The organism is Prevotella sp. MA2016 (assembly GCF_000619825.1).
Classification (GTDB): domain Bacteria; phylum Bacteroidota; class Bacteroidia; order Bacteroidales; family Bacteroidaceae; genus Prevotella.
The window spans coordinates 56,435-74,170 of the sequence record NZ_JHUW01000011.1; the positions used below are offsets into that span (position 1 = coordinate 56,435).

16 protein-coding genes are annotated in these 17,736 nt (G+C 42.6%); 6 read left to right on the plus strand and 10 right to left on the minus strand.

Going from position 1 to position 17,736, the window contains the following annotated elements; genetic code table 11:
* The first annotated feature begins 48 nt into the window (after positions 1 to 48).
* A complete protein-coding gene (locus tag T360_RS0108975) occupies positions 49 to 2,379 on the plus strand; it encodes a putative porin (RefSeq protein ID WP_028912485.1) in 2,331 nt (776 codons plus the stop codon).
* Here the strand turns inward: T360_RS0108975 and menA are convergent.
* Positions 2,376 to 3,290, minus strand: coding sequence for a 1,4-dihydroxy-2-naphthoate octaprenyltransferase (gene menA / locus T360_RS0108980; RefSeq protein WP_028912486.1), 915 nt, complete (start codon positions 3,288 to 3,290; stop codon positions 2,376 to 2,378). The genes T360_RS0108975 and menA overlap by 4 nt on opposite strands.
* 68 nt (positions 3,291 to 3,358) lie before the next feature.
* Between menA and T360_RS0108985 the strand changes: the two genes are divergently transcribed.
* Positions 3,359 to 4,015 carry an HD domain-containing protein gene (locus T360_RS0108985; protein ID WP_028912487.1) on the plus strand — a complete coding sequence of 219 codons (657 nt, stop codon included), beginning with the start codon at positions 3,359 to 3,361 and terminating at the stop codon, positions 4,013 to 4,015.
* Here T360_RS0108985 and T360_RS16375 read toward each other — a convergent pair.
* The 4 genes from T360_RS16375 to uxaC are packed head-to-tail and all read right to left on the minus strand — an operon-like array spanning position 3,990 to position 6,524.
* The gene (locus tag T360_RS16375) at positions 3,990 to 4,142 is read right to left on the minus strand and encodes a hypothetical protein (protein WP_197019296.1); all 153 of its coding nucleotides are present in this window, start codon (positions 4,140 to 4,142) and stop codon (positions 3,990 to 3,992) included. The two genes, T360_RS0108985 and T360_RS16375, sit on opposite strands and share 26 nt — an antisense overlap.
* Position 4,143: 1 nt before the next feature.
* Positions 4,144 to 5,040, minus strand: a complete 897-nt coding sequence (locus T360_RS0108995) for an RluA family pseudouridine synthase (RefSeq protein WP_028912488.1) — start codon at positions 5,038 to 5,040, stop codon at positions 4,144 to 4,146.
* 13 nt (positions 5,041 to 5,053) lie between these two features.
* Complete coding sequence (locus tag T360_RS16730) at positions 5,054 to 5,167, minus strand: hypothetical protein (RefSeq protein WP_369793503.1); 114 nt, start codon at positions 5,165 to 5,167, stop codon at positions 5,054 to 5,056.
* The gene (gene uxaC, locus T360_RS0109000; RefSeq protein WP_028912489.1) at positions 5,118 to 6,524 is read right to left on the minus strand and encodes a glucuronate isomerase; all 1,407 of its coding nucleotides are present in this window, start codon (positions 6,522 to 6,524) and stop codon (positions 5,118 to 5,120) included. Before uxaC ends, T360_RS16730 begins: the two co-directional genes overlap by 50 nt.
* 99 nt (positions 6,525 to 6,623) lie before the next feature.
* Between uxaC and T360_RS0109005 the strand changes: the two genes are divergently transcribed.
* Positions 6,624 to 7,661: an asparaginase gene (locus T360_RS0109005; RefSeq protein ID WP_028912490.1), complete on the plus strand. Its 1,038-nt coding sequence runs from the start codon at positions 6,624 to 6,626 to the stop codon at positions 7,659 to 7,661.
* An 11-nt stretch (positions 7,662 to 7,672) separates the two neighbouring features.
* On the opposite strand, the gene nrdG is transcribed toward T360_RS0109005, so the two are convergent.
* Positions 7,673 to 8,140, minus strand: a complete 468-nt coding sequence (nrdG, locus tag T360_RS0109010) for an anaerobic ribonucleoside-triphosphate reductase activating protein (protein ID WP_028912491.1) — start codon at positions 8,138 to 8,140, stop codon at positions 7,673 to 7,675.
* Positions 8,134 to 10,239 (minus strand): anaerobic ribonucleoside-triphosphate reductase, encoded by a 2,106-nt coding sequence (gene nrdD, locus T360_RS0109015; RefSeq protein WP_028912492.1) that lies wholly within the window; start codon positions 10,237 to 10,239, stop codon positions 8,134 to 8,136. The genes nrdG and nrdD overlap by 7 nt, the downstream gene beginning before the upstream one ends.
* 550 nt (positions 10,240 to 10,789) lie before the next feature.
* Between nrdD and rbr the strand changes: the two genes are divergently transcribed.
* Positions 10,790 to 11,332 (plus strand): rubrerythrin, encoded by a 543-nt coding sequence (rbr, locus tag T360_RS0109025; protein WP_028912494.1) that lies wholly within the window; start codon positions 10,790 to 10,792, stop codon positions 11,330 to 11,332.
* Positions 11,333 to 11,340: 8 nt separating this feature from the next.
* Here rbr and wecB read toward each other — a convergent pair whose 3' ends face one another.
* Positions 11,341 to 12,402, minus strand: coding sequence for a non-hydrolyzing UDP-N-acetylglucosamine 2-epimerase (gene wecB, locus T360_RS0109030; RefSeq protein ID WP_028912495.1), 1,062 nt, complete (start codon positions 12,400 to 12,402; stop codon positions 11,341 to 11,343).
* 341 nt (positions 12,403 to 12,743) lie between these two features.
* On the opposite strand from wecB, the gene T360_RS0109035 reads away from it, so the two are divergent.
* Positions 12,744 to 13,343 carry a riboflavin synthase gene (locus T360_RS0109035; protein ID WP_028912496.1) on the plus strand — a complete coding sequence of 200 codons (600 nt, stop codon included), beginning with the start codon at positions 12,744 to 12,746 and terminating at the stop codon, positions 13,341 to 13,343.
* Positions 13,344 to 13,358: 15 nt separating this feature from the next.
* On the opposite strand, the gene T360_RS0109040 is transcribed toward T360_RS0109035, so the two are convergent.
* Positions 13,359 to 14,000, minus strand: coding sequence for an HAD family hydrolase (locus T360_RS0109040; RefSeq protein WP_028912497.1), 642 nt, complete (start codon positions 13,998 to 14,000; stop codon positions 13,359 to 13,361).
* Positions 13,997 to 16,606 carry a 4-alpha-glucanotransferase gene (locus T360_RS0109045; RefSeq protein WP_028912498.1) on the minus strand — a complete coding sequence of 870 codons (2,610 nt, stop codon included), beginning with the start codon at positions 16,604 to 16,606 and terminating at the stop codon, positions 13,997 to 13,999. The genes T360_RS0109040 and T360_RS0109045 overlap by 4 nt, the downstream gene beginning before the upstream one ends.
* A 98-nt stretch (positions 16,607 to 16,704) precedes the next feature.
* Here T360_RS0109045 and mltG point away from each other — a divergent pair, with 98 nt between their 5' ends.
* On the plus strand, positions 16,705 to 17,730 hold the full coding sequence (mltG, locus tag T360_RS0109050) for an endolytic transglycosylase MltG (RefSeq protein ID WP_028912499.1): 1,026 nt from the start codon (positions 16,705 to 16,707) through the stop codon (positions 17,728 to 17,730).
* Positions 17,731 to 17,736 lie beyond the last annotated feature (6 nt).

Sequence of the window (17,736 nt, forward strand, 5' to 3'; positions counted from 1 at the left end):
ATGTGCTTCAAAATAGCCGAATCGGCAATGCGAATGATAAAATAATCTATGTACAAAAGACTATCCACACTTTTCGTAGCACTACTGGCTCTGGTACAAATCAGCGCACAGACAGATCGTGAGTTTAACCAGATTGACGAGTACGGAAACGTTAGCCGTAGCAACGAGAACTTCAACAAACACAGCAAGGACACTACAGCACACAAGGAGATACCCAAAGGTTTCTACACTTGGAATATAGACAGAAGATTTGGTGATATAATTCCTGCACAGCCTGACACACTGCCCCACTTGTTTATGAATACAACATTCAACAGTGGCATGTATGGAGATTACAACACCGTAGGAAGCAATTATACTGCCAGACAGAGTCGTATTTTCATCGATCGTTCGTATGGCGATTACTTTATTTTTACTGAGCCTTACAGTTTCGTAAACAAGCCCCCCGAATCATTCTTGTTTATGAACACCTTATCGCCCTATACCACCGTTCTTTACGACAATTGTGGCGACAAGACTAATGGTGAGGACCACATCGATGCGAAGTTTGCAGTTAATGCCAACAAACGCCTCAATGTCGGTTTCGACTTAGACTATGCATACGCCAGGGGCTACTATAGCAACCAGAACAACTCACACTTTAATGGTACTCTGTTTGCTTCTTACACTGGCGATCGCTATCAGATGCACTTTTTCTTCAATGCAGCGCACCAGAAAGCCTCAGAAAATGGTGGTATCACAGCTGACGAATATGTCACTCACCCAGAGTCATTTACCGACAATTATACCGAAAGCGAAATTCCCACCGTTCTCTCAAGAAACTGGAATCGCAACAACCACCAGCATCTCTTTTTGAGCCATCGCTACAATTTTGGTTTTTATCGTATGGTAAAGATGACCGACGAGGAAATCAAAGCCCGCCAGTTTGCCCGAGAATCCATGAAGGAGCACGAGGCTGCAAAAGATGAGCAAGATTCAGACGATAACAAATCGTACAGAGAAAAGGACAAGAAGAAACCTTCAGGCCGACCTGAAGGTGCAAAGATAATGGGCAAGGAACCTCAAAAGGACTCACTCGACATGGTTGTTGATACAACCCGTATTAAGGTAGATGGCTTAGCAGCTATTGACAGTCTGAACCGATTACAGGCCATTCAGGACTCTATCGATGCAACCATGAAACGCGAGTACGTACCTGTTACCAGTTTCATCCACACGCTCGACATCAACAATTACGACCGCATTTATCAGGCCTATGTCACGCCCACCAATTATTATAAGGACACCTACTATGATAAAGGTTTAAGATTTGGCAACGACTCTATTTATGACCAGGTTAAGCATCTTCAAGTCAAGAATACACTTGGCGTAGCTCTGCTCGAAGGATTCAATAAATATGTAAAAGCCGGATTAAAGGTATTTGCGTCATACGAACACAATAGCTATCAGATGCCAGAATTCGACAACAACTTATTGCGTTTCAACAAATGGACCGAATATAACTTGACTCTCGGTGCACAACTCAGCAAGACTCAGGGTAAAGCCCTGCATTTCAACCTCACCGCTGAGAGATGGCTATCAGGTGCAGATGCGGGCGACATGATGATCGACTTCAGCACCGATCTCAATTTCCCATTATTTGGTGATACGGTACAGTTGGCAGCATCAGCATTCTACCAGCAATGCAATCCCGTATTTCTTATGAGCACTTATCATTCAAAGCATATCTGGTGGGACAATGATTTTAGTCGCGAAACCCGCAGCCGAATAGAAGGTGTATTCAGCTATCAGAAGACCGACACGAAACTACGCATAGCTGTTGAAAACCTTAAGAACTACACCTACTACGGCATGAGTTACGACATGACAAATAATGGTGCTCGCAAAAATATGACTGCAGGTGTATATCAAGAAAGCAAGAATATACAGATACTAACAGCACAGTTGCACCAGAATTTCCGTTTGGGTCCTCTGAACTGGGAAAATATTATCACGTATCAGAAATCGAGCAAGCAGGAGGTATTACCCCTGCCCGACCTGAACATTTTCACCAACCTATATCTGAAATTCAAAATTGCAAAGGTGCTTGGTGTGGAACTGGGAGCTGATGCAACATACTTCACCAAGTATTATGCTCCTGACTTCTGTCCAGCCATCAATCAGTTTGCTATTCAGCAGAATGAGGATAGCCGTGTAGAGTTAGGTGAGTTCCCCTTTGTAGATATCTACGCCAACATGACGCTGAAGGGTGTAAGATTCTTCCTGGTAATGAGTAACGTCGTAAATAGCGGTGCCAACCACATGAAGTTCCTTACGCCCCACTACCCATCCAACGGATCAGTTCTGCATTTTGGCGTTTCCTGGCCTTTCTTTAACTAAAGAAGCAAAATCCCAAGGCTGACGCATACACCATAGATAAATATATTACGCGCTGTTTCTCCTAAGCAGAGATTCAGCGCTTTTCCTTGGTATATACGCTTAATTTTCAAATAAGTAAAGAAATGAAGCGCCAGATAAATAATAGGAAGCAAAAAAGCCAATGGATGTCCGTTCATCAGAAATGCTCCGCCAAGAATAATGGCACCAATCCCAACACCTATATATAATTGTAAACCAGCTTCAGCACCTAGAAGTACGATAATTGTATTCTTACCAGCCTCCCGATCATTATCCCTATCACGGAAGTTATTAATAATCAAAAGCGCATCAATCACCAGTCCGCAAGCTATCGAAGCCATCAAGACCTCCCATGTAAAAGCATGCAGCTGCACGTAATATGTACAGCAAACTGGCACCAATCCAAAAAACACAAGTACAAGCAAATCACCAAGTCCCTGATAAGAGAACCATGTAGTATAAAGGAACGCGAACACCACACACAGCATACCTACCAGCACCATTTCCCAACCTCCATAATACACAAGAGGCAGACCAATTACACAAGCAATGCAAGTAGTCAGAGCTATCGCTTTCTTCATTGACTCCAGCTTCACCCAACCTTGTGCACAAGCTCTGCGTGGACCTAATCGTGTCTCAGCATCATCTGTACCATTCACATAGTCAAAAAAGTCGTTAATAAAATTAGCATCTATCTGCATAGCGAACGCAAACAAGAAGCAAAGCAAAGCAGCAATCCAACTAAAAGCGCCCTCGCCATATAAAGATGAGTCAGAATAGGCTAATGCCACACCTATCATCACAGGAACGGCAGCTCCCGACAATGTCTTAGGACGTGCCGCCAGCAACCAAGCCTTAGCCGAATTCGTCACAATTTTCTGTTCTTCTTCCATAATTTTACAAAATTTCTTGCAAAAGTAACTACTTTTTTGTATATTTGCAAAGAAAATCAAAACTTTTTATGACAAGCAATACCCCTAGTCTGGATTTAGTGGAGTTTATCGAGACACAGATCCTACCCAAATACGCAGAGTTTGATCGTGCCCATAACATGGAGCACGTAACAAGAGTTATACGTAATTCCCTTGAACTTGTACGTTCTACCGGAGCAGATACAAACATGGTATATACTATTGCCGCCTATCACGACTTGGGCATGTGCGGTCATCGTGCCGACCACCATATTCGTGGTGGTAAGATATTGGCTACAGATGCCCGTCTGAAGAAATGGTTCTCGCCAGAACAAATTAAGATCATGAAAGAGGCCGTTGAAGATCATCGTGCTTCTGCAAGTCGCAGTCCACGCTCGATTTATGGCAAAATTGTAGCTGAAGCCGACAGAGACATTGACCCAGAGAGAATTATACGCCGCTGTATTCAGTTTGGTCTAGCCAACTATCCTGAGAAATCTATTGAGGAACACTGGGAGCGTTTTAAAGAGCACATGGGTAATAAATACTCTAAAGACGGCTATATCAAATTATGGATTCCCAATTCGCCAAACGCCAAACGCCTTAACGAATTGAGAACCATTATCGAGCAGTCACAACAATTACGTGCAGCTTTCGATCAAATATTTCCTGAAGAGGCTGCTATCGCAGATACAGATAATAAATAGCAGCAAGCAGTACCATCAGAACTATCAGTACAGCCGACTTGATGAGACAAGAAGCTACTTTCTTTATCACCAAGAAGGCTACAATGATGGCTACAAGTACAAATATGTAATAACTCACGTTTCCCATATTACTTAAATAGTTTTTTGAATGCAGTTGGAACAGGTGTCTCGAACTCCATAGGTTCACCTGTTATGGGGTGATGGAAACACAAAAGCCATGCATGCAGACACAAGCGGTGTATAGGATCATCACCATTACCGTACTTAGAATCGCCACATACGGGGTGCCCCATATCTGCCGAATGCACACGAATCTGATTTTTTCGTCCTGTCTCCAATTTGAATTCCACAAGTGAATGCTCTGTGGTACGATCCAACACATGATAATGAGTTACTGCATATTTACCGCCATTATCTGTTGGTGAAGAATAAGTAACATAAGCCTTATTATCCTTCAACCAGTTAGCAATGGTTCCTTCATCATTCTCCATTTCGCCAGAACAAACAGCCACATAGCGGCGGTCGTAAACAATATCGTGCCAATTATGTTCCAATATCTGCTCAGTTTCCATATCCTTGGCATATACCATCAAACCGCTGGTATCACGGTCCAATCGATGAACCACATGAGCAGTACACTTTTGGCGCGACTTTTTGAAGTAATCGTCAAGCACAGTCTTCACATTCAATGAAGAATGACCAGCAGCCATCGAGAGGATGCCTTCGGCTTTCTCTATCACAATCAACCATTTGTCCTCATAAACGATTTTCACATAACGGCTCTTGAACGATTGCTGATTTCGCTTTGTTTTGCTAATAGCGACCTTCATTCCTGGTTCCAACTGAAAATCAAACTGACTCACAGTCTTACCATTTACCTTGATTCCTCTACCCTGCAAAGTAGCCTTAATTTTAGAACGACTTTGCTGAACATTGGCCAACAGCCATTCCAACAACGGCATCGACTCGTTGACCACCAGGTGTTCATAATCACCCTCTCGGTTATATCCTGCGTTATATCTCATATTGGCGGCAAAATTACAAAAAAAAACGCAGACTCAAAAGAATCTGCGCATTTTTTATGTTTTTATCAAGTGCCTGATTAATAGAACTTGAAGTAACGTCGAGCGTTATTGTAGCTAATATCCTCAACCATACGTCCGAGAATCTCCATATCACATGGCAGAAGCCCCTTCTCTACATCGTTTCCAAGAATATTACAAAGGATACGACGGAAGTACTCATGACGTGGATAGCTCAGGAAAGAGCGACTATCAGTAAGCATACCAACAAAACGGCTCAGCAATCCAAGAACAGAAAGGGCATTCATCTGACGAACCATACCATCCATCTGATCATTGAACCACCATCCTGAACCAAACTGAATCTTGCCAGGCTCACCACCCTGGAAGTTACCAAGCATAGTGGCAATCACCTCATTGGCACATGGATTCAATGTATATAATATGGTACGCGTAAGCTTATCCTTCATATTGAGTTTGTTCAGGAAGTTCGACATTGCACGTGCAGTATTAAACTCACCAATAGAATCGAAACCAGTGTCAGGACCAAGCTGATTAAACATCTTAGTATTATTATCGCGAATAGCACCATAGTGGAACTGCTGAGTCCAATCAGCATCAGCATCCATCTCAGCCATCACTGTCAGGAAGCAGTTCTTGAACTGGCGGATTTCAAGTTTAGAAAGCTGCTGGCCACGCATTGCCTTCTCAAAGATAGTTTCTATCTCAGAATCAGTGTATTCCTCATCATAGAACTCCTCAATACCATGATCAGAAAGCTTACAACCATTCTCTGCAAAGAAATCATGACGTCTCTGCAAAGCATCTACCATATCAGCAAACTTCACGATGCTAATACCGCTTACCTCTGCAAGCTGCTCAACATACTTTGGAAATTCTGGTTTTTCGATATTCATTGCCTTGTCAGGACGCCATGCAGGAATCATCATAGGATCATCCTTAGCCTTTGACTTGGCATACTCAATGTGGTTATGCAGGTCATCAATAGGATCATCGGTTGTGCATACACACTCTACATTATAGTGTTTCATCAAACCGCGAGCAGAGAACTCGGGCTGCTGAAGTTTTTCATTACACTCATCAAAAATCTCACGAGCAGTTTTTGGAGAGAGCTGTTTAGTAATTCCAAAAGCAGTCTTCAGCTCTAGATGAGTCCAGTGATAAAGAGGATTACGGAAAGTATAAGGAACAGTCTCGGCCCACTTTTCAAACTTTTCCCAATCGCTAGTGTCCTTACCTGTACAATACTTTTCATCGACACCATTTGTACGCATGGCACGCCACTTATAATGATCGCCTCCCAACCACAACTCTGTAATACTCTTAAACTTATGGTCTTTGGCCACCATCTCTGGAATCAAATGACAATGATAGTCGATAATGGGCATCTTTGCCGCATGATTGTGATACAAGTCCTGCGCCACCTGGGTCTCTAGAACGAAGTTATCATCATTGAATTGCTTCATAACACTGTATATTTATAGGTTCTTCATTAAAATTTTCTGCAAAGATAATTAAAATCTCGGATAAAAGCACTATCTTTGCAGAAAAATAAAACGTAAACGATGACGTACCGCAGTAAAGTACTCCTCATATATACAGGAGGCACCATTGGCATGAACAGGAACCCTCACACTGGGGCTCTTGAGCCGTTTGATTTTGAACATTTACTCAATAATGTCCCCGAGCTGAAACAGTTTGATATAACGATCGAGACCTATCAGTTCGACCCGCCTATCGATTCCAGCGATATGTCGCCACGAATGTGGACAGACATATCGCATTGTATAGCCGACCATTATGACCAATACGATGGTTTCGTTGTATTACACGGCACCGACACAATGGCATACACTGCTTCGGCCCTATCTTATATGTTGGAAAATCTCACAAAGCCAGTTATATTCACAGGTTCACAACTTCCAATCGGACAATTGAGGACCGACGGCAAGGAGAATCTGATTACAGCCGTAGAGATAGCCGCAGCCAAAGATAGCAATGGTCATGCCCTAGTTCCAGAGGTAGGCATATATTTTGGCGGTCATCTGCTTCGAGGCAACCGTACAACCAAGCAGAGCGCAGAAGAGTTTAATGCCTTCGAATCATTCAACTACCCCCACCTGGTTGAAGCGGGTGTAAACATCACCTACCATCACGACCGCATACTGAAACCAGATTGGAACAAACCCATGACACCTCACTTCCGATTAGACAATAATGTCATCATCTTCTCGCTTTTCCCCGGCATTCGTGAAGATTTGATTCGTCACATCATTCACACGCCCAATCTGAAAGCGATTGTAATGCGCACCTTCGGCAGCGGCAATGCTCCACAGAGACCTTGGCTACTGAATGCGCTACGAGAAGGTTCTCGCAATGGCAAGGTGATAGTAAACATCAGTCAATGTATGCAAGGAGCTGTTGAGATGAGTCGCTATGACTGCGGTTACCACCTTCAAGAAGCAGGTGTTATCAGCGGACGTGATTCAACCGTAGAAGCAGCAGTAACAAAACTCATGTTCCTCCAAGCACATTACCCTGATGACCCGGAGACTATTCGAAAATACATGCAACAGAGTATAAGAGGAGAGATGTCTTTCTAATGACATCTCTCCTATTTTTTCCAGAAACGCGAGGTAATATCTTCCATCACGCCATTTTCCTTTATCCGATAGAGCCTTTGATTAGTAGTTTTACTCTTCAGAGGTCCTAGATGCTTGATAAATGGTCCAACTTTAATATAATCGAAATCAAGCTTATTGATTGCCGACGAGATGATAGTCTTACCACTATACCAGGCCACCTTGAACTCTGGATAAACCTCCCGAATATAGAGTGCCAACTGGTTGACAGCTTTTGGCTCTGCATCCCCTCCCATAAAAGAAATACAAGTGATATCCGTACCATACTTCTCCACAAAAGAGTCTATAGCCCCAGCATCAAGTGGCAATCCGACATCTTCCCACAAATAGTAGCTATGACACCCAGGACAGCGACACGGGCAATTACTAATATTAATTGCCAGTGTCACTTCGTCGGGTATTTCTTGAAAAACTATACCAGTATTAACGTATTTCAGCATAACTTATTCTCCCCTGCATAATAGCGGCGAGCAGCCTCTTCCTGACGAGCCTGTGAGAAATTGCTGACACGTTTCAGGTAACCTATGATACGGGTCATGTAATCAACATTCTTTGAATGACAGTGAGGACATTCCTTCAGATAACGCTTATCAATATGCCCACAATCATTACATACAGTGTTGGGGATATTAAATGTAAAGTAGTTACATCCCTCCTTAGCAGCCACTTTCAAGAGGTGCATATACTGCTCCTTAGACAAGTGCTCATCCAAATTCATGTGCAAAGCAGAACCACCAGTCAAGTGCTCAATGTATGGTGCTCCGTGAAGTTTAAACTTATCTATAATAGTCAAGGAATCATCCTCAACCACATAGAAATAGCTATTGTAGCAATCACGTGGTACAAAATAACCATCTTCACGATCCCATTTAGCATGCTTTACGCCAACATTTTCCGCTGGAATCATTTCACAGTTAAACATCACATCCTTAGAACGATACTGACGGTTATACTTTTCAACCAAACCAAGAATACCCTGTACGAAATGCAGATATTCATCGTTAGGCGTAATCTTCAGCCCCATAAACTCGGCAGCTTCTACCAATCCATTGATTCCAATAGTGAGATACTGTCTGGCGATATTAATATAGCCAGCATCAAACAAAGGCAACATACCTTGTCTCTGCAGATCCTTCAAGTTTTCATTATAGGCAAGCTGCACCTTATGGCATAGGTCAATGACGCCACCCAGATATTCCAAATAATCCAGTTTATGATTAACTGCGTACTGAATACAACGGTTCAGATTAATCGTAAGTACACTCTTAGATCCGGTACTTACACCACCTGCACCAAGTGTATAGCTGAAGCCGTTATCTGTAATTTCATTACGTAATCTGCAGCAACTAGACAAAGAGTCTGCATTATCACTCATATAGGTAAAGAACGAGTGGCCTTCTGAATACATTTCAGCAGTGAACTCTCCCCACTCTTTATCCTTACACTCACCATTCTCGTCAACCAGCAATGCCATAGTCTCCACTGGGAACGTTAGTAAGGTTTTGGTGCGCTCCTGATTGAACCACTTCATGAATCGCTTCTGCAACCAAGACAATCCATCCCAATCAGGTTTCGAACCATCAGGGAAATAAAACTCACCAAAGATGCTCTCAAAATAATAGCGATCATAGTAAGCAATATTCCAGAACACAGCCTGATAGTTACGTGCGCCGGTAGGCTGATTCAGTGTATATACAATCTGTTCGAAATAGTCAGTGATAATCTTATCAATAGTACGCTTTTTCAGACTGAGGTCAGCCTGTTCATCAGCGCGTTTGTAATAATCAAGACCATACTCCTTGCCCATGAAGTAGTTCATATACATCAGGAACTCAGGTGTGGCACAAGCCCCACTAAGCATTGAGCTCACCATAAACACCATGTTAACAAAGCCACCTGCAAACGATTTCATATTTGTAGGCGCAGTAGAGTTGCCACCAATAGCTAGCGTTCCGCCAATCAACCAAGGATACATGGTAATAGAAGCACAGTAGTTAGCCAACGAAGTTTCGTCGTTCTTATATATAAAGTGGTGTGTCAGTTTGTCGATATACTCATCGGCCAACTGCTTACCATACATTTTCTTAATACGGTCAGTCAGGAGTCTACGGTTCAAACGGATAAAATTCGACTTAGGCAATTCGCCAATCAGTGTAGCAATATTCTTATGCTCTACATTGGCATTGGCATCATACTTTGATCCAGTAGCAGCATTCACCGATTCACAGTATTCTGAAAGGAACACCATTTTCTCAAGTGTCTCACGATCCTCAGAGTGCAACTGACGATAGAGAATAAAAGATTTGGCAACCTTAAAATAGCCTTCACGCATAAGGGCCTCTTCCACCTGATTCTGAATATCCTCCACAGTAATGTTGTCATGCATGTCAAGGTGATTCAAGATTTTAGATACGATGGCTAGGTCAGCAGGCTCCTGAACGCTCTCGAAAGCTTTAACGATAGCATTCATAATTTTGTCAAGCGAGAACAGGTCTTTTGAACCGTCTCGTTTAGTGATGGTAAAATTTTTAATTTCCATTTTAATTATTCCTTTTTTATTTAAGTTTTGTTATTCTATCTATCCTCAAGATTTACTTTTTGGGAAACTTTTTTGTTTTTTAATTCGGAAAAGTTTTCCAAAAAGGAAAACCGAATGCGATTGCAAAGATACAAAATAAACGCAAAATCAGTTTCCAAATGCCAATAAAAGTTATCTAAATTAAAGTTAATATTGAGATAACACACTATAATATCACAACGTAACATTCTGATTTACAATACATTTACAATTATTCAAAGACAACTCCGCTTACTCATAACATTCTCGATAAAAACAAAGCTGCCATCACACACATATTATCTCAAAAAGTAAACCTATCCAAACACGAGGTTTTCTTTTTGGAAAACTTTTCCTTTTTAAAAACCACAAAAGTTTTCCATTTTGTTCACTTTCGGTACTTCTTTTTAATCTATTCTCGCGTACCTTATTATAATAAAAATAAAAAGAGCATTTAAAATTTGCAGATATCATTTTATTATTGTATCTTTGCCCCAACAATTATTATCATTCAACTAAACAAGTAAAAAACATGAAGGATCTTAAAGGAACAAAAACCGAGAAGAATCTGCAGGAAGCATTTGCAGGTGAGTCGCAGGCACGCAACAAGTACAGTTACTGGGCATCAAAGGCTAAGAAAGATGGCTACGTACAGATAGCTGCCATTTTTGAAGAAACCGCTAACAACGAGAAAGAGCATGCCAAATTGTGGTTCAAGTATTTGGAGGGTGGCGCTATTAAGAGTACTCCAGAGAATCTGGAAGCAGCCGCCAATGGTGAGAACTACGAGTGGACAGACATGTATGCTCGCATGGCAAAGGAAGCCCGCGAAGAAGGATTTGATGAGATTGCCATCAAATTCGAGCTTGTAGCAAAGATTGAAGCTGAGCACGAAGCTCGCTATCGCAAGTTGCTCGACAATGTCAAGAAAGAGTGTGTTTTCTCAAAAGACAATGACGTTATTTGGCAGTGCTCTAACTGCGGTCATATCGTTATCGGCAAGAAAGCCCCAGAAGTTTGCCCAGCATGCAATCATCCACAGGCATACTTCCAGGTAAAAGCCGAAAATTATTAAGCTAACGATTAAGCTAATAAGATTTGAACAATGCGCTCTGCTGTTCGACCATCCCAACGGTCAGGCAGAGCGCTTTTTTTCCACTCTCCCTTAACCATTTTCTGCATTGCTTCTCTCAGTTTGTCTGCATCCTCGCCTACCAGAACATTCGAACCGATATTCACTGTTTCCTGATGCTCCGTATAATCGTTTAATGTAATACAAGGCACACTATTAAATGTAGCCTCTTCCGCCACATTACCCGAGTCGGTAATAACACCTAGAGCATGAGCAGTCAACCAGCCAAATTCCAAATAGCCCAATGGATCAACGATTTCGATATTCAAGCCCATCGCCTCAACCACTTTGCGAGCTTCACCACGCAAAGGAGCAATAATACGTATGCCAGCAGCCGATTCCACCATTACCTTCAGCATTTTTGTCAAGTTCTCGACATCAGCCAGAAGTGCTTTACGGTTTAATGTAAACACCAAATACTGTTTATCTTCTAGCGACGGGATTGAAACGGGTTTTCTCATTCGGTCATAATTAAAGCGCAGCGTATCCATCAGTATGTTTCCAACCAAATATGTCTGCGAACTTTCAGATTGTTCACGCGTTGCCACTCCGGTGCTTTTCACACCAGCCGTAAACAGATAGTCAGACAGAGCATCAATTACCAATCGATTAATTTCTTTGGGCATGTTTATGTTAAACGAGCGAGTTCCTGCCACCAGATGAGCCAATCGTATACCTCGTTTCTTTGCAACAATAGCGGCAGCCATTGTTGATGCCAGGTCATCCACCACAATCACCACATCAACCAAGTGCTCATCAAGAAAGGCATCAAACCGGGCCATCACCTGACTTGTGATCTCATTTAAACTCGTAGAATTTACACCTAAATAATATTGTGGACGCGCCATCTGCAAATCATCAAACAACGACGCTTCCAAAGTTGGATCATTCTCACTACCAGCATAAACCAGCAAACAGGTTGTTTGCGGATTTTTATCAATCGCTCTAACCAAGGGGGACACCTTTACAAAATTAGGTCTAGCCCCTGCAATGATACATATAGTCTTTCCCATTTCCATCTATTTTTGTGTGCAAAGATATAGAAAAAGTTTCTATTTACCAAGAAAAACAGCAAAAGGTTTGGATAAGTCACAAAATAGTTGTATCTTTGCAGCAGAAACAATGGGTCGTGCCTGATAGATCGGGATACTCTACATTAACAAAACAAATCGGGATCGTTTCTCTTGCCAATGGCGGGCCACGATTATCCTCTATAGGAGAGCAGCAATGCCGGTGGATTACAACAGCAGGGAGCCCCCACATCGTGTGAAACAGGAGTTTTCACCAAATCATCGGCACGTACCCTTTCTTTTCCAATTGATTATTGACAATTGATAATTAAGACTAGATAATTATGTTTTCCGGAATCATCGAAGAATTTGCCACAGTAACAGCTATCCACAAGGATCGCGAGAATATCGATTTCACATTAACATGCACGTTTGTCAACGAATTAAAGATTGATCAGAGCGTTGCTCATAATGGCGTCTGCCTTACTGTAGTTGCCATCGACAATGACACCTATACTGTTACTGCCATGAAAGAGACGCTAGACCGTACCAATCTCGGTCTGCTCAAAGTTGGCGACAAGGTCAACGTAGAGCGTTCTATGTTAATGAATGGCAGATTAGACGGTCATATCGTTCAAGGCCATGTGGATGAGACAGCACGCTGCATCGCCATCGAAGATGCCAACGGTTCCACCTATTTCACATTCGAATATCCCGAGAATCGTGAAATGGCATTAAAGGGATATTTCACCGTCGATAAAGGCAGTGTAACAGTGAATGGTGTGAGCCTAACTGTTTGCAACCCCACATCAAACACCTTTCAGGTAGCCATCATCCCATACACCTTTGAGCACACTAACTTCTGTGACATTCAGATTGGCTCTGTCGTCAATATCGAGTTTGACATTCTCGGCAAATATATTGCGAGATTGCAGCAACTTTAAATACACATTATAGCATTACAATAATTCATATGGAGCGGAGATAAAAGTCTTCGCTCCATGTTTTTCCAAGAAATCACGATTACGGAATCCCCACAACACGGAAATGCAAGGCAAACCTGCATTAGCTGCAGTCTGAACATCCACATCACTATCGCCGACATATACAGCACCTTCTTTTTCTACCCCGAGCTGAGCCAAAGCTGCAAAAACGGTATCTGGTGCAGGTTTCTTACGAATGCCTTCAGCTTCATGCTCACCAATAGCGACCTCTATTGTATCAGGAAAGAAATGATGACACAATTCTACAGTTGCGGCCATCATCTTATTACTTACAACAGCTAATCTGCACCCCCTATTCTTCAATTCGCTCAAGGTCTCAGATATTCCAGGATAAGGACAAGTTGTGTCAAGAGAGTGATGCATATAATGCTCACGAAAAGTGGCAAAAACAGCTTCAAAACCAGGATTTGCAGCCCCATCTGGCACAGCCCTTTCCATCAGAACCCGCACTCCATTCCCCACAAAACGTCGAACATCGTCAACCGAATGTTCTGGCATTCCATGCACACGAAGAGCATAATTACACGAGGCAGCTAAATCAGTAAGCGTATTAAGTAAAGTTCCATCAAGGTCAAAAATATATGTACTGTATTTCATCTTTTAGATCTCTGAATCATGGTTTTCACCTTATTATTATATTTCTCAGCTTTCAACAAATCCTCTATTGTAATATGCATACGATATTTCCAGCGATTATATGGATCGCTTGGCACATTAATACGCTCGTCACGAGGATTCTTATTGCGCAGTTCTGCATCCATAGCCAACCAATCCTGCAATGATAACATACAAAGCATTGATGGGCAATACAAATGCCGTGCTATGATTTCTTCAGCAATATGAGCTGGTAACTGTTCAGGAGCCCATCCCTGTTTCTGCAACATCGACACATAGAACCGTTGTGTGCGCTCCGGACTCTCACACCACCAGAGACGCAAGGGCGACATGTCGTGTGTAGAAATTGTTGCAACCGAAAGATATGGATTACCATCAAGATGCGCAAATTCAAAACCACTCTGCTTGGGCATCGATTGGATTTCGAGAGAGAGAATGCGAAGCTTATCAAGAACTGGCGCCACACAATCCGGCAACATGCCAAGATCCTCAGCACAACAAAGCATCCGAGTGGTACCAAACACATCAGACAACTTTCGTATAGCCTCAGCTCCCCAGAAAAAGTTATGGCGTTGATAATAATAATTATTATAGAGCCGCATAAAAGCATCCTTCTCTTCGGCATTAAGCGCGTCAAATACAGGCTCTCCTATCACACCTATACGTGGATGATACATTCCAGCTTGTTGAGAATCTTCAAGGAAGAGCACGTCACTAATCAGACGATAGAGGCCATCTCTAATCCAAAGACTATTCTCGTCCGTACGACCATCAAAAGCTGTCCGCACCTTCTTTTGCGTATCATAATCAGACTTCAATTCATATAGTCCATAGCTCTTGGAAATCAAGAAATGCTCTCGAACATACCCGGCATGCACGCCGAAAAGCTTATCCAGGACCCGCTCATTAATGAAGGCGCGGGTAAACAAATCCTTGCGAAATGGCAGTCCGAAGTATTCTATCTCTCCAACAGTCATTGGCAACGAAGGAGAGAAATGCCCCAACACGCCAAAGATAGCGTTATCTGGTATTTCCCACACTCGAAAGAAGCCTAGTACATGGTCAATACGAATCGCATCAAAATACTGCTCCATCCACTTCAAACGCTGATGAAACCAATCAACGACCCCCTGCCCCCAGTTATATGTCGGGAACCCCCAATTCTGACCATTCGGCGAAAATGCATCTGGCGGAGCTCCTGTTTGCGCATCAAGATGGAAATAGTCTGGATGAGTCGCAGTTTCTACACTATCACCATTCACCCCAATAGGCACATCTCCTTTCAAGAACACACCTTTGGAACGGGCATAATCTGCAACGTTTTTCAGTTGCACATGCAAATGATATTGAGTGAAGCACACCAAATCATAGTTACCACCAAGCCACTTGGCATACGGTTCAAGCCAATGGCGGTTTTTGTTATGCCATGCTTTAAACTCTTTAGCCTCAAGTGTTTGCTTACCTTTCTCGGCAAACACTTCTTCAATATAGGCATGCTTCACACGATCTACTGCCTCATAATCACTATAAGAAATCGCATTAAGTTCCTGGCGTTGACGATGATACGCAATCATCCTATCCTTACTTTTTAGCACACCAACAGCCTCTACATCAAGATAATGAGGATGGAGAGCAAAGGCCGAAACAATATTATAAGGATAAGAATCACTCCAGTTCCCAACACATGTCGTATCATTAACAGGCAACAGTTGAATTGCCTTCATTCCTGTAGCCACACACCAATCTACCAGCCTATGCAAATCACCGAAATCGCCAACTCCATACGACTGTGTACTACGAAGAGAGAACACCGGTACTACAACACCTGCCACTCGCCAGATACGTTCTTTCACCCTCAAGTTCTCACCATAAGCCACCAGGACTGTACCATCAGGCACCATGCTCTGATCGGCTGGCAACAAACCGTCTGTAGTACGATTATCCCCTTCCTCCCAAGCCACAAAAGCATGAGTCTCATCTTCGATGATAACATATTTATATTCTAAAGGCAGCAGCACAGCATCCACATTCACGGAAAGTTGCCACTCGAACCTCCCCATATACTCCATTCTCAGATAGCGAGCCACATTCCAGCTACCAAGCGCAGGATGACTCCCAATGATAGCAACCGCCTGTCCCTTCTGCAATTGAGGTGCAGAAACCCTAAACAGTACAGTCTTTCTATACAAAGGCACACGACGAGGCTCCACCTGCTCTTCAGCAGGAAGAAACTCGGCAGTAAGATAAGCCCTACTATATAGATGATATTGTAAAGGCACATCCCGCCACATGTCGGCCATCACATAATTCTTTGCCGAGTCAAAGAAATAGGTTCTCGGAATTGCATCCCATTCCTTTCTAAGTACATTTCCGTCAGCATCTTCCACCTGGTAATGATATGAAAAGGAAGCTATCGGATGTTTACGCGACTCAAGTACCGTTGTTTCCAGCGACCATTCCCAGCCATTTTCGGTAGTCATCAACAACCGTTCTGTTTTTTTTGTCTGGTCTATGCCGAAACAGGTCAGAACCACATAAAGGTTTTGCCCCCATTGAGTGCCATATTGTATAGAAAACTTAAGTTTCATAAGCCATATTTTAGGGCAAAGTTACAAAAAAATGATAAATTAGCGATAATAGTGAAGAGATTTTTGTAACTTTGCAGCGTTTTTTCAAGAATATGAAGATGAATTGGATAAAAAAGTCAAGCTATCTGGTTCCCATTGCTATATGCATAATAGGAATCCTAAGCATTGCATATTACTATTTTGTGGGTAGTTTTTCAAAACTCGACACCACTGAATATGTTTATATCGACGACGACGACGATCTTGATTCCGTATGCGTAAAGTTGGAGCCCATAGCATCAGCCCATGGGATATCGGCATTCAAGATGCTATCTCGTCATAGTGGTTATATAGACAACATCCGTACCGGACGCTATGCTATCATGCCCGATCAGAGCACCATCAAGGTATTCCGCAACCTCAAGAACGGTCATCAAGAGCCTGTAAAACTTACGATTCCTGAAAGTCGTACGATGGACAGGCTAGCAGGTTATCTTTCACGAAAGTTGATGATGGACAGTTTAGCTGTAACCATCCTGCTGAGTGATTCCGCTTTTTGTGCACAGCAAGGCTACGATACAGCAACTATCGCATGTTTGTTTGTACCCAACACCTACGAAGTTTATTGGAACATCTCTATAGACAATCTGATGAAACGCATGCAGAAAGAGCACGACAACTTTTGGAACATGCAACGAACCCTCAAGGCAGAAGCATTGAAGCTTAGCAAGAATGAAGTCTGCACACTTGCCAGCATCATCGATGAAGAGACGGCCAACAATGCCGAGAAACCAATGATTGCAGGTATGTACCTGAACAGACTGAAAGCTGACATGCCCCTGCAAGCAGACCCAACGATAAAGTTTGCATTAAAAGACTTTGCCTTGAAACGCATATACCACAATATGCTTCAGATTGATAGTCCCTACAACACTTACAAAAACACTGGCCTGCCCCCAGGCCCAATAAAGATTGCATCAATTGCAGGTATCGATGCTGTACTGAATCGTACAGCCCACGATTATCTATATATGTGTGCTAAAGAAGATTTCTCAGGCACGCACAACTTTGCCAAGACATATCAAGAGCATCTTAAGAATGCCGATAAATATAGCAAAGCCTTGAATGAGCGAGGCATTAAGTAGAATTGG